Raw genomic sequence first — 12,012 nt, forward strand, 5'->3', positions numbered from 1 at the left:
TTCAGCGCCCGTCCACACCGGCCAGACGACCGCCGTGCAACACGACCTTTTCCGCCAGCCGCGCGGCGACGCTGGGGCTGTGGGTGACCATCAACAAGGTGGTCGGGCTGTCGTCGAGCAGCTCCAGCAGCAGTTTGAGCACTTCGGCGCTGGTGGCTTCATCGAGGCTGCCGGTGGGTTCGTCGGCCAGCAGCAGTTTGGGTTGCGAGGCCAGGGCGCGGCCCAGGGCGACCCGTTGTTGCTGGCCGCCGGAGAGCTGTTCCGGATAGCGCTTGAGCACATCGGCCAAACCCAGGCGCTGCACCAGATGCGCCTGCCAGCGTGGATCGTGGCGCCCGGCGAGGCGCGCCTGAAACGCCAGGTTGTCTTCCACGCGCAAACTGCCGATGAGGTTGAACTGCTGGAACACCAGGCCGATTTCCGTGCGCCGCCAGTTCGCCAGTTGCCCTTCGCTCATCTGCTCCAGCCGATGTTCGCCGCTGCGGATGCTGCCGCGATCGACCTTGTCCAGCCCGGCAATCAGGTGCAGCAAGGTGCTCTTGCCACTGCCCGACTCGCCCATCAGCGCCAGGCTGCTGCCGGGTTTGAGGCACAGATCGACGCCTTGCAGCACCGGCAACGGGCCTTGCGGGGTGGCGTAGCTTTTGAAGACGCCCTGGACTTCAAGCATGGAAAAAAAACCGTTCGATAAGCGTGGGGCCAAGAATAGCGGGCCAGACCGGTTCTTGTCCGTTGCCCTCTGCCGCACCGCCAAAAGCCCCATGAAAAAGCCCTGCAGGCACTGGGTTTTTTCGTGTGAGCAACTACTGTGGATGGAGCGCGATCACTCAAGCCCAGACGCAATTCTTGTAGCCGCTGGCTTCGCCAGCTGCTACAGGTTCCGCACAGGCTTGAATGGCGCGGCGCCTCGGGTCAACGCGTTCATCGACCATTTCATGGAGGGCGAACATGCCACAGCAAGTCATAGTCAACGCTGACGATTTTGGCCTGAGTGCCTGTGAAAATGCGGTGATTCTGGGGGCTTTCCAGGCCGGGATCATCAGTTCAGCGACCGCCATGGCCAACACCCCGGCCTTTACCGCCGCCTGTTCGCTGGCGCAGCATCCGTTGCTGGAAGGCCGTATCGGTCTGCATTTCAACCTCACTTATGGACGTCCGCTGAGCCGGCGCATTCTCACCCGTTCGGCCTTCTGCGACCGTGGCGGCGTGTTCGATTTCAACCTGTCTCGCAACCGGCTGTGGCTGGGGCATCAGGATCGCCTGGCGGTGCAGGAAGAACTCGAAGCGCAGTGGCAGCACTTTGTGGACAACGGCGTGCGCCCCAGCCACCTGGATTCCCATCATCAGGTGCACAACATCTGGCCCATCGGCGAGATCGTCGCGCGCTTCGCTGCCCGCCAGGGCGTTCCGGTGCGACTGGCGCGCAATCTGGGGCTTAAGCAGAGCCTGCGCAAACGTGTGTTCAAGCAGTTGCTCAATCGTCGATTGAACCGTTTGGCCGGTGTGACGGCAGACTACGTGTGCACGCCGATGGATTTGCGCCATGCCGAACCGCCCGGCGAGGGTTTGCTGGAAATCGTCGCGCATCCCAGTCAATTGGGGGCGGATTTTGGCGATGCGTACCTGGGTCAGGGGGAGTCGTTGAGTGCGTTTCTGGAGCAGAGATTGCCGGGAGTGCCGCGGGTGCCGTATAGCGCGGTCAGGCGGCCAGAGCCAGCCCTGGAATAACCCCAACCTGTAGGAGCGAGGCTTGCCCGCGAAGGCGTCAATCCAGCCACTGACAATGGCGAATGATGAACCGTTTTCGCGGGCAAGCCCGCTCCCACAGGTTTTGGGTGGATCACAGATGGCTGTCAGCGCACAGCCACCAAGGTAAAACACATCGGCAACTGCGCCTCACGCTGCTCAAACCGGTCGTAGAGTTCCTCGCGGTTTGAATGTGGGTATTCCTGGAAATGGCGGATGTTGAGCCCCGCCGCAATGGCGCCGCCGAAGAGATCCCCAAGGGTGTGGACGAACCAGTACGACGGTGCGGTCTGCTGTTCGACCTTGCCTTCATAGACGATGGGTTCGGTCTGCACAAAGGGCTCGTGGCGGAAGTAGGAGGTGGCCAGGGCGAAGGGGTCGGCGGCTTCGGGGTCGAACATCTCCAGGAAGGGATGGGTTTCATACACCACCAGCGCTGCGCCCGGCTTCAGCACCGTCGACACATGGCCGAAGAATTCGGCGATGTCCGGCATCCAGTTCAAGACGCCGATGGTGATCAACGCCACATCGAAACGCCCCTGCAAGGCGGGCGGTAGATGATGGATATCGGCCTCGATGAATTCAGGCTGATGAGGTGAGCACGATGCCAGCTCCCGCGCCTGGTCGAGAAACGCCGCGGACTGGTCGACGCCGACCACATGCCGCGCGCCCAGGGCAAACAGGGAGAGGCTTTCCCGGCCATTGTTGCAGCCCAGTTGCACCACCTCCTTGCCGTCGACGCCGACCTCGTTCAGAACCCGGGTCAAGGTGTCATCAAGACAGGAAAAATCCCGCTGGGCCACAGCGCTCAATAGAACCGGCCAATCAGGATTGTCTTTGTGGTGGCGAGCGGAGTCGTTCCAGGCATCGCGGTTGCTGGCGATGGCCTGTTCTTTTGTCGGCATTTCCATTGCATGTTCCATCAGCGGTTTGAAACGACTGACTGTAGCAGCTGGCAGCTACAGGTCGAGGTCAGCCAAGGCGCGCTATAGTTAATGTCCTTGGGGATACGCGCGAAAACCGATGCCGCAGGTGCTGCCATGAACACGATTAAACAGTCGCTGATGCTTGCCCTTTGCCTGACCGCCACCACCTGGGCACAGGCCGACGACAGCCTGATGCAAACCGAGCAATCAAGCAGTGAATTCAACTATTACGGGGCCGACCAGCCCTTCGCCCACCCTGCCCCGCCTTCTCTGAGCACCATACCGCCGGGGGCGTACATCCCGACTTCGCCCCAGACGTTCACGCCGGTGTCCAGCGAACACGTGTTTTCCGACTCCCAGTTGCCCACGGTGGCCGATGCCACCGTACGCGTTTTCATCCGCACCTATGACGAAGAGCGCGGCGTCTACGTGAACCAGGAAGTCGAAAACCCGGCCTGCACGCTGTCTTGCCTCAGAGGACAGATCCCGGCCTTGTGAAGGCGGCTGCGCCGCAGCCGCAAGCTACAAGCTGTAAGCCGCAAGCTCGAAGCTCGAAGCTGCCAGCTCCGCAGGTCTACCACTGCCGCTTATCCGGCCGCGCCAGCCCGAGTTTCTCGATCCGGTAGCGCAGCATGTCGCGGCTCAGGCCCAGCAGCCGTGCCGACTTGGTGACGTTCCAGTCGGTCTTGTCGAGCATCTTGCGCACCATGTCGCGCTCGACTTCCGGCAGGTTCATCGACTCGGTGCCGTTGTAGGCCGGGCGTGGTTCTGCAGCGGGCACTTCATGCTGGAACATCGGCGGCTCGTCCACCAGGCTCATGCACACGTTGAGTTGATGGGCCGCGACCACATCGCTCTGCGCCAGCAACACGGTCTGCTCGAGCATGTTGCGCAGCTCGCGCACGTTGCCCGGCCAGCTGTAGTTGAGCAGCAATTCCTCGGCCTGCTCGCTGAAGCGCAGGTTCGGTTTGCCATAACGTTTGCCGTGGGCCGCGAGGAAGTGTCGGGCCAGCAACAGCACGTCTTCGCCACGGGCGTACAGGCGCGGCACCTTGATCGAAATGATGCGCAGGCGGAAGAACAGGTCGCGACGGAACTTGCCTTGCAACACCATCTGTTCGAGGTTGCAGTTGGTGGCGCTGATCACCCGCAGGTCGACCTTGCGCTCCTTGACCGAACCGACCCGGCGAATGCTGCGGTCTTCCAGCAGTTTGAGCAGCTTGGCCTGAAGCAGCAGATCCATTTCGCCCACTTCGTCGAGGAACAGCGTGCCGCCATCGGCCGCTTCCACCAGACCCAGGCGACGCTCCTTGGCATCGGTAAACGCGCCTTTCTCGTGACCGAACAACTCGGCCTCCACCAGGTTGGGTGGAATCGAGGCGCAGTTGAATTCAATGAACGGACCCTTGGCGCGCGGACCGTCGAAATGCAGGGCACGGGCCACCAGTTCCTTGCCGGTGCCGGTCTCGCCTTCGACCAGCACGGGAGGCAGATCGGTGTTGGCCATGCGGCGCTCGGCATCGAGCAACTGGGTGATGGTGCTCTTGAGATAAACCATCGGTGCCGATTCGCCGATCAGCGCCTGGACCCCGGACCTCTGCGCCTCGCGTTCCTGATAGAACGACAGCGTGCGCTCCATCCGATCGGTGGCCAGGGCCTTGTCCAGCAGCACCTTGAGCTCAGGCAGCGCCACCGGCTTGGTCACGTAGTGGAAGGCCCCTTCCTTCATCGCCACCACGGCATCTTCGACGTTGCCGTAGCCGGTCATCATGATCACCTTCAGATCCGGCGCGCTGACGCGCAGCTTCTGGATCAGGTCGTGACCACTCATGCCCGGCAACGAGTTGTCGGTCAGCACCACGTCGGGAACGAAAGTCTTCAATTGCTCCAGTGCATTTTCCGCCGAGTGGCAGACCGTCACCTCGAAGTCCTTGCGCTCCAGGTAAGTCTGAATATTCTCGGCAAGGAGTTCATCATCCTCGACCAGCAGTATGCTGTGTTCCATATTCCCCTCCCGTTGCCACTTTAAAATTCAAACAAACGCGAGTTCCTTCCCGCTCCTGGCTGGTCAGTTCGACCGAGCCTTCGAAACGCTCCATTATTCGTTTGACCAGGGCCAGGCCTACGCCCAACCCTCCCTGTTTGGTGGTGAAGAACGGCTTGAAGACCATTTGTTGCTGCTGCTTGGTCATGCCCTTGCCGGTGTCATTGAGAATCATGCTCACCCGGTCTGGCGCAGGCATTTCAATCTCGATACCCAATACGCCTCCCGTGGGCATCGCCTCCAGCGAATTAGCAAACAGGCTATTCAGTATTTGCGTCAGCAGCACCTTTTGGCTGACGACCGGCGGTACGCTTTTGGGAGTGAAACGCACTTGCACATCCGAACGCTTGATCAACGCTTCGAAGGCTCCCAGGGTGTCTTCGATGACCAACACCAGATCCACCTCACCGACGTCGTCATTGACCGGTCGCAATGACACAAGCAATTCCCGTACCCAGCGCGACATGCGGTCAACCTGACCGATGATGTCGCCAAGATTTTTCTGTGCGTGCTGGCTGGCGATTTCCTGGGCCAGTTCGGCGCTGGTGCGGATATTGGCCAGCGGATTGCGCAGGCTGTGGGCGACCGCCGAAGACATCTCGCCCAAGGCGACAAAGGTTTCGTTGGCCACCAGTTGCTTTTGCTGACTGTGCAGCAGCAATGCGGCGCGACGCACGATCCAGAACAGCCCCAGGTAAATCGCCGCCCCGCCCAGCAGGGTCGCCAGCCAGATCGCCTTGAACCCGCGCTGAATGCGCGCCACCAGATCCGCCGGCTCCTTGTAGATTTCCACCATGGCGACCACTTTGCTTCTGTCGGCGTTGAACATCGGAATGTAGTTCTCGATGAACAGGTACTGAGGCTCGCGCATCAGACGCTGCTCGGGACGCTCCTCATCGATTTCGTGATAGCTGGTGGACACCGCCTCCTTCATCTCGAAGGACTCGTCCAGTTCTTCGTCATCGTGGATGCGCACACCGATCAGCTCGGGGTTGGTCGACCAGACCACCGTGCGGTCCAGGGCATAGACGTTGGCCAGCAGAAGGTCCGGCAGGTGTTCCACATGATCGAGAAACTCGACGCGCGCATTGGCCCGGGCGCCGGGGTCGACATCGGGGTAGTCGTTGTCCAGTCGGGGATCGAGCATCTCGCCCATGGTTCGGGTCGTGGTGATCTGGGCGTGGCGGATTTCCGCATCGCCGATAGCCTGGATGAATTGCGCGGTCAGCATCGAATCACGCTCGATGCTCTCCTCCACCACGAAACGGGTGGAAATGTACCCCAGCCCCAACGCCACGGCGGCGATGATGAAAAAGCTTGCCAACGAGAACCAGCGCACCAGATTGAACGGCGGTCGCCAGCCTTTGCTTTGCTCTGCTGCCGGCATCTGCGACGCAGGTATTTTTTGTTCTTCCAGTGTCTGCATGGGACGTTCCCGGTCGCGGTTCAACAAGCCTTTTCAGCGGTGTTTCGCCTCAGTGTAGGTGGCATTGACCAACACGGGCGGCGCAATGAAAGTATTTAGCCACTATTGCATCTGCGTCGGTCCCTGAGGGCTGCCAGGCGCTTCGACGGCGTGGTGGTGCTCGGGTTCTTCGTTCTCGGCAGTCAAGGCGTTTTTCCCTGGATGCTGCCGCTCGGTTTCCTCCTGGAGGAACTCGATGATCGACTGCGCGGACTTCTCATCCAGGCGCAGGTTGGGCATCGCAATCCTGTTGTAGCGTTCGAACAGCTCTATCGCGATCGGGTCCTTTTCCGCCAGCACGCGATCCGGTTCGCGAATCCAGCGGTTGAGCCAGGCCGGATCACGCTGCAGGGTCACGCCGATCAGGTCCGGACCGATGCTGCGCATGCCGATGCCCTGCCCATCCGTTGGCCCGAGGCTGTGGCACGAGGCGCAACGGGTGCGGAACAGTTCCTCGCCATTGCTCGGCGGGCGGATCTGCGGAGCATTGGCATAGCTTTCGCCAACACTCTGCTGTTTCCAGTTATGCAAGGTATTGGCCAACTGGTCGGCCAGGATCCAGGGGTTCTCGAACGGCGAGGCTTTCATCCAGCGACCGGTCTGCTGGTTGCCGACGATCAGGCTCAGGTTGTGGTCCTTGCTGCGGCCGTTGTCGACGCCTTCGATGAACAGGCCGAGCTTCTTGCGCAGTTCCGTGACGTCGGCGAATTCGCCGGTGAGGAACAGCCAGCCCGGGCCGACCTGGAAGCGTTGCGAATAGGCCTTGAGCACCTCGGGGGTATCGCTCAGGGGATCGATGCTGATGGAGTAGAAAAAGATGTCCTTGCCGACCCGGTCGCCGAGCAGTTTCTGCACCTGGCGCAGCCGCGCGGTTTCCAGCGGGCAGGAGTCGCTGCAGGAGGTGAAGATGAAGTTGATCACCACCACCTTGTCCTTGATCAGGTCATCGAAAAAATGCACCTGCCGACCGTTCTGGTCGGTCAGCAGGGTGTTGGGGAAATAGTCGCCACCCCAGGGGGTGGCGGATTCGCTGGTGGCGGGTTTCTCCGCCATTACGGTTGCAATGGCCTCGGTGGGTGCGGGAGCGGGTGTCGACGGCGCAGGGTTGGCGATCAGCAGCCGGCTGGCCAGCAAGCCGGTGACCAACACCAGAATCAGGTGCATGCCCAAGGCGCGTGTACGTGGCGTATGCATCTTCATGTCGACACCCTCCCGGTTGTTTCTTTTTTTATTTCTTCACTGCAACTTGCGGGCCGGAACCGTCGCCAGTGCGGAAGGTTGGCAGTGCGGCAGAGCTCACGTAACGCACGCCATCCCAGCCTGGCAGCGGTGTCGGCATCAACTGGAATTGACCGGGGTGTTCAATGTCCCAACGCAGCAGCATCGAGTTGTCCTCATGCTGGGTGTTGTGGCAGTGCTCCATGTAGGTCCCGGCAAACTCGCGGAAGTTGATCGCCATTTCGACGCTGTCCAGGCCATCGCTTTCCGAGCCGATGCGGTAGACGTCCTTGCGAGCCCATTTTTCCCATTCAGGGGGTGCCTTGCCGCCACGGCTGAGGATGATCCCCTCCTCGAAGTGCACGTGGACCGGGTGGCTCCAGCCCTTGCCGCCGAGCTTGATGTTCCACACTTCCATGGTGCCGAAGCCTGTGGTGCCGGCATCGGTAGGCCCGGTTTTCAGCTGGGTGGCGGCATTCAACCGACGTGGGTCCATGTGGTAGCCGAAGCCGCCATCGGTCTTGACTGTCCAGGGCGCCTCATCGGTACCGTCGGAACGGCCGAAGATGAAGCTGCGGTGACGGGCAGTCGCCAGTTGTGCCATGTCGGCGGCGTTATCGCGGTGTATTTTCAGCGGAATCATCACCAGACCTTCAGCCTTGCCGGGTTTGGCCGGTTCGTACTTCGAAGGGTCCATGGACAGGTCCTGACCGGTGTAGGCCTTGACGTTGAGTTGCAACACCTTGCCCACCGCCGGATCGCCCTTGTCCCACTGCGGTCCCTTGCTGGTTTGCTTGATCACCGCCAGGTATTTCTCCGACAGCACGTCAGCCAGGGAAATAGGCTCTTTCGGGCCTTTGCCGTCGTCATGGGCCAGCAGGTTGACGAAGAAGATCTTGTCCCCCGGCTGAATGCCGTTCTTGGCGAAGTTGACGATGATGTCGAACCGCTCGGCGATGCCCTGGGTCGGCAGGATTGCGTTGTGGTTCTGTTTGTCGCCGTCGGCGTCCAGGTCCATGGTGCCGTCGAACGGCACGGCGTGTTCCATGATGTTGCCGTCGTTGGCGATCATGTGGAACGGCACCCGGGCATAGGACACGCCTGAGCCTTTGGGTCCCTGGAACTCGCCGCTGGTGCCCTTGATTTCCCGTACCAGGGCGAACTTGAAGTAGCGCGATACCGAGCCGTTGAGCATGCGGAACCGGTAGCTGCGGGCTCGCACATCCAGGGTCGGTTTCCAGCCCCAGTTGACCACCACCTGGTCTCCGAGGAAGCCGTCGGTGTTGAACGGGTTGAACCACAGCTGGCCGTTCTGATCCCACGCCTTGTCGGCGAACAGCAGGTTGACGTCATAGTCGCGGTTACCCCACGGCATGGCGCTGCCGCTGGGGAAACGCAGGTTGACGCCGTCGTTCACCGATTCGTTGCCACGGTCCAGGGCGCTGTAGTAGTTCATCATTGCCGCGTTGCCCTTGTAGACGTTCTGCGCGGTGAAATCGAGCATGTGGTCGTGGAACCAGTGGGTGCTCATGGTCTCGCGCCAGTCGCCACGGATCTTGATGGTGCCGTGATCGCAGGTTTTGAGGCCCGGGCTCAGGTCGTTGGTCCACAGGGTTTCACCCGGCGAGCATGGGAATGCCGCGCGCGGATCTTCGGCCTTGGTGTTGATGGTGTCGTAGCCGGCAAGCTGCATCGGCCAGCGATAGTCGTAGTACTGCCCGGGGAAGAAAAACGCGTTGGCATAGCCGTCGCTTTCGGCCGGTGAGTGACCGTTGTGTTCGTGGGTACTGATGGTGTGCAGGCCAAAGCCCATGTTGGCCGACGGATCGATCGGCAGGGCGTTGTAGTGGCGCATCAACAGCGGTTGGCCATAACGGACCATCAGCAGTTTCGGCGGCAGGGTGCCGTCGAAGGTCCACACCGAGTTGTGGTTCTGGATCGGCATCTTCGGATGGAGGCGCATCTCCACGCCCTTGGAAGTGCCGTCCGTTGCCGGGATGCCCGCGACGTTGTGATACAGGCCACCGGGGCCAAACTCGCCCACGGCGTAGTGGTGCATTTGCCGATCGTCACGCACGCCGCCGTTGATCCGCGCACCGGTCTGCACGGTCTTGTAGGCGTTCTGCGGATAGAACTCGTTCCAGCGCTGATGTGACCAGCCCTTTCCTGGTGGACGACCTTCGGCCGACGAGCCGATATGGCGGTTGAGGAAGACCTCGATCTGCGCCTGCCATGGGTTGCGGTCCACCGCGTTGGAGAACTGACTGGGGAACGGGGTCAGCCCCGGTTGACGCAGGAAGTTGTCCAGGGCCAGGCCTGGCGGTGCACTGCGGGCGGCGTTGTTCGGGTCCTGGGCGGGCAGCGGGCCGATCCCCGGTGGCGGGAATGGCAGTTGCGCCGCGGGCGTGGTGGGGTCGAGTTTTTCCGGCCCGAATTCCTCGAACAGCATGATCTGCTGGGTGAACGGCAGGGCTCCATACAGCGGGCTGGGCTTGCCGTTGGTGGGGTAGTTGAAGCTGGTCTGTTGTGACGGTGGCAGCTGGTTTTCCACCCGCTCGGTATTGCGGGTGCCTTTGACGCCATCAGGCAGATCAAAGGCGTCCTCGTTGGCCTCCGGCATGCTGAGGATCGCATTCAGTGCCGCTGGCTCGTCAGCCGGTTCGTCGTAGTAGGCCGAAGGGTCCGATGGCTCTGGCTGTCGCTCATCGTCGATCGGGCTCGCGCGCAGCATCCCTGTGCTTATTGTCATCGATAGGACGACGCTCAAAGGCGTCAACAACCACTTGAAGGGGTACCGCGCTTTTCTGTCCATCACCTGCCGCCTCTATGCTTGAAGGGGGTGACGGGGGTTTTGCAAATCCTTCGCCAAATTTGTAACTAATTTTTACAAAGTCTCGAAAGCTTGAAAAACAATGGCTTATCAACATCAATGTGCCATGCCTCGGGAGCCGCGACTGGGGAATGACACCCGCTAGCGGGGAAAGTTCACACCCATTTTGGGGAAGCGAGCGGGTGCACCCGGCTTGGGGTATTCGCTCAGGAGACCAGCTTGAACGACAGGCGCACCGAGGTGCCCTCGCCTTCACGGCTGTCGAGAGTCACGGTGCCGCCAAAGCGCTCCATGATCCGTTTGACCAGGACCAGCCCGACACCGAGACCGCCCTGCTTGGTGGTGAAAAACGGCCGGAAGGCCATTTTGCGCTGCTCTTCGCTCATGCCCTTGCCGGTGTCGCTGACGACCACCACCACGCCCTGAGCATCGGCCGGCGCCATGACAATGGTCAGGGTGCCGCCTTCGTCCATGGCCTCCAGCGCATTGGCCAGCAGGCTGTTGAGGATCTGCGTCAGCTGCACCTGCTGGCTGACCACCATGGGCGTTTCCTTGGGCTCGAACACCACGCTGATCCGACCCTTGGCGATCTGCTGCTCAAAGGCCATCAGGCTGTCGTACAGCGAGGCCACCAGATTCACCGATTCGGCCTCGTCATTGAGCGGACGCAGCGATTGAAGCAACTCGCGCACCCACTTCGACATACGGTCGACCTGACCGATGATGTCGCTGATGTTCTTGTGCGCCGCGCCGCTGTCGAACTCCAGCGCGAGCTCGGCACTTGAGCGAATGGTCGCCAACGGATTGCGCAAACTGTGGGCCACCGCCGATGACATCTCGCCCAGGGCGACGAAGGTTTCGTTGGTGATCAGTTGTTTCTGCTGGGTCGCCAGCAAGATCGCCGCACGCCGCACGATCCAGTACAGCCCGAAATAAATCAGCGCCCCGCCCAGCGCCGTGGCGACCCAGATCAGCACCAGCCCGCGCTCCATGCGGTTGATCAGGTCCTTGGGTTCCTTGTAGATCTCGACCATGGCCACTACGTTCTTGCCTTCGATGTCGAACAGCGGAATGTAGTTTTCGATGAAGATGTATTCCGGCGGCGTGATGAACTTCTGTTCCATGCGCGACTTGTCGATATCGTGGTAGCTGGCCGACACCGGGGTCTTGTTGATGAAGGCCTTGTCCAGGTCGTCGTCGGTATGAATCGTGGTGCCCATCAGGGCCGGGTTGGTGGACCAGATCACCATGCGGTCGGGGGCGTAGATATTGGCGAGGATCACATCCGGCAAGTGTTCGATGTGGTCGAGAAATTCGCCACGGGCGTTGGCCCGGGCCAGCGGATCGACATCGGCAAATTCCCGGTCCTTGCGCGGATCGAGCAGCTCGCCCATGGTCCGCACGTTGGGAATCGCCACGTGGCGCACTTCTGCCTGGGCGATGGCCTGGATGAATTGTGAAGTCAGCAATGCATCACGCTGCACGCTTTCGGTAATCACGAACTTGGTCGACACCGAGCCCAGTGCAACAGCCACGGTGCCGATCACCGCCAGGCTGATCAGGGAAAACCAGCGCAGCAGATTGAACGGTTGTTTGCGCGTGCTCAAGCGGATATCACCTTTGTCCGACTGCAGTGTCTTGGCCAGCGTGGTCATGAATGCCTTTTCCCCAAATGCCCCTATAGCTTTATAGCCCACTGCTGGCAATTTGCCCGGCTGCGGGGGCATTCCCCGTTTTTCCCCCCCCCCCCCCCCCCCCCCCCCAAGGTGCCCCCCCCCCCCCC

Annotated in this window: 9 protein-coding genes; 2 read left to right on the forward strand and 7 right to left on the reverse strand. The window is 61.1% G+C overall.

Annotation, left to right across the window (positions count from 1 at the left end; genetic code table 11):
* Window position 1: 1 nt before the first annotated feature.
* The gene (locus HNO86_RS28535; RefSeq protein WP_175380275.1) at window positions 2-670 is read right to left on the reverse strand and encodes an ABC transporter ATP-binding protein; all 669 of its coding nucleotides are present in this window, start codon (window positions 668-670) and stop codon (window positions 2-4) included.
* A 278-nt stretch (window positions 671-948) separates the two neighbouring features.
* Between HNO86_RS28535 and HNO86_RS28540 the strand changes: the two genes are divergently transcribed.
* On the forward strand, window positions 949-1,728 hold the full coding sequence (locus HNO86_RS28540; RefSeq protein ID WP_175380276.1) for a ChbG/HpnK family deacetylase: 780 nt from the start codon (window positions 949-951) through the stop codon (window positions 1,726-1,728).
* Between the two features lie 125 nt (window positions 1,729-1,853).
* Here the strand turns inward: HNO86_RS28540 and HNO86_RS28545 are convergent, their stop codons facing one another.
* Window positions 1,854-2,657, reverse strand: a complete 804-nt coding sequence (locus tag HNO86_RS28545) for a bifunctional 2-polyprenyl-6-hydroxyphenol methylase/3-demethylubiquinol 3-O-methyltransferase UbiG (protein ID WP_175380277.1) — start codon at window positions 2,655-2,657, stop codon at window positions 1,854-1,856.
* A gap of 129 nt (window positions 2,658-2,786) precedes the next feature.
* Here HNO86_RS28545 and HNO86_RS28550 point away from each other — a divergent pair, with 129 nt between their 5' ends.
* On the forward strand, window positions 2,787-3,170 hold the full coding sequence (locus HNO86_RS28550; RefSeq protein ID WP_175380278.1) for a hypothetical protein: 384 nt from the start codon (window positions 2,787-2,789) through the stop codon (window positions 3,168-3,170).
* Window positions 3,171-3,246: 76 nt separating this feature from the next.
* Here HNO86_RS28550 and HNO86_RS28555 read toward each other — a convergent pair whose 3' ends face one another.
* The 5 genes from HNO86_RS28555 to HNO86_RS28575 all read right to left on the reverse strand — a co-directional run bounded on the left by HNO86_RS28555 (window position 3,247) and on the right by HNO86_RS28575 (window position 11,884).
* Window positions 3,247-4,677: a sigma-54 dependent transcriptional regulator gene (locus HNO86_RS28555; protein WP_175380279.1), complete on the reverse strand. Its 1,431-nt coding sequence runs from the start codon at window positions 4,675-4,677 to the stop codon at window positions 3,247-3,249.
* Complete coding sequence (locus HNO86_RS28560; RefSeq protein ID WP_175380280.1) at window positions 4,646-6,142, reverse strand: sensor histidine kinase; 1,497 nt, start codon at window positions 6,140-6,142, stop codon at window positions 4,646-4,648. Before HNO86_RS28560 ends, HNO86_RS28555 begins: the two co-directional genes overlap by 32 nt.
* A 102-nt stretch (window positions 6,143-6,244) precedes the next feature.
* On the reverse strand, window positions 6,245-7,381 hold the full coding sequence (locus HNO86_RS28565) for an SCO family protein (protein WP_175380281.1): 1,137 nt from the start codon (window positions 7,379-7,381) through the stop codon (window positions 6,245-6,247).
* 28 nt (window positions 7,382-7,409) lie between these two features.
* Window positions 7,410-10,211: a multicopper oxidase domain-containing protein gene (locus HNO86_RS28570; protein ID WP_175380282.1), complete on the reverse strand. Its 2,802-nt coding sequence runs from the start codon at window positions 10,209-10,211 to the stop codon at window positions 7,410-7,412.
* A 224-nt stretch (window positions 10,212-10,435) separates the two neighbouring features.
* Window positions 10,436-11,884, reverse strand: coding sequence for an ATP-binding protein (locus HNO86_RS28575; protein WP_175380283.1), 1,449 nt, complete (start codon window positions 11,882-11,884; stop codon window positions 10,436-10,438).
* Between the last annotated feature and the right edge of the window lie 128 nt (window positions 11,885-12,012).

Source organism: Pseudomonas sp. C1C7, assembly GCF_013359595.1.
Classification (GTDB): domain Bacteria; phylum Pseudomonadota; class Gammaproteobacteria; order Pseudomonadales; family Pseudomonadaceae; genus Aquipseudomonas.

What these genes read in the sequence shown, in the direction of transcription:
- HNO86_RS28540 (WP_175380276.1), top strand. Translation starts at nt 949, where the DNA reads ATGCCACAGCAAGTCATAGTCAACGCTGACGATTTTGGCCTGAGTGCC.
- HNO86_RS28555 (WP_175380279.1), bottom strand. Translation starts at nt 4,677, where the DNA reads ATGGAACACAGCATACTGCTGGTCGAGGATGATGAACTCCTTGCCGAG.
- HNO86_RS28550 (WP_175380278.1), top strand. Translation starts at nt 2,787, where the DNA reads ATGAACACGATTAAACAGTCGCTGATGCTTGCCCTTTGCCTGACCGCC.
- HNO86_RS28545 (WP_175380277.1), bottom strand. Translation starts at nt 2,657, where the DNA reads ATGGAAATGCCGACAAAAGAACAGGCCATCGCCAGCAACCGCGATGCC.
- HNO86_RS28560 (WP_175380280.1), bottom strand. Translation starts at nt 6,142, where the DNA reads ATGCAGACACTGGAAGAACAAAAAATACCTGCGTCGCAGATGCCGGCA.
- HNO86_RS28565 (WP_175380281.1), bottom strand. Translation starts at nt 7,381, where the DNA reads ATGAAGATGCATACGCCACGTACACGCGCCTTGGGCATGCACCTGATT.
- HNO86_RS28570 (WP_175380282.1), bottom strand. Translation starts at nt 10,211, where the DNA reads ATGGACAGAAAAGCGCGGTACCCCTTCAAGTGGTTGTTGACGCCTTTG.
- HNO86_RS28575 (WP_175380283.1), bottom strand. Translation starts at nt 11,884, where the DNA reads ATGACCACGCTGGCCAAGACACTGCAGTCGGACAAAGGTGATATCCGC.
- HNO86_RS28535 (WP_175380275.1), bottom strand. Translation starts at nt 670, where the DNA reads ATGCTTGAAGTCCAGGGCGTCTTCAAAAGCTACGCCACCCCGCAAGGC.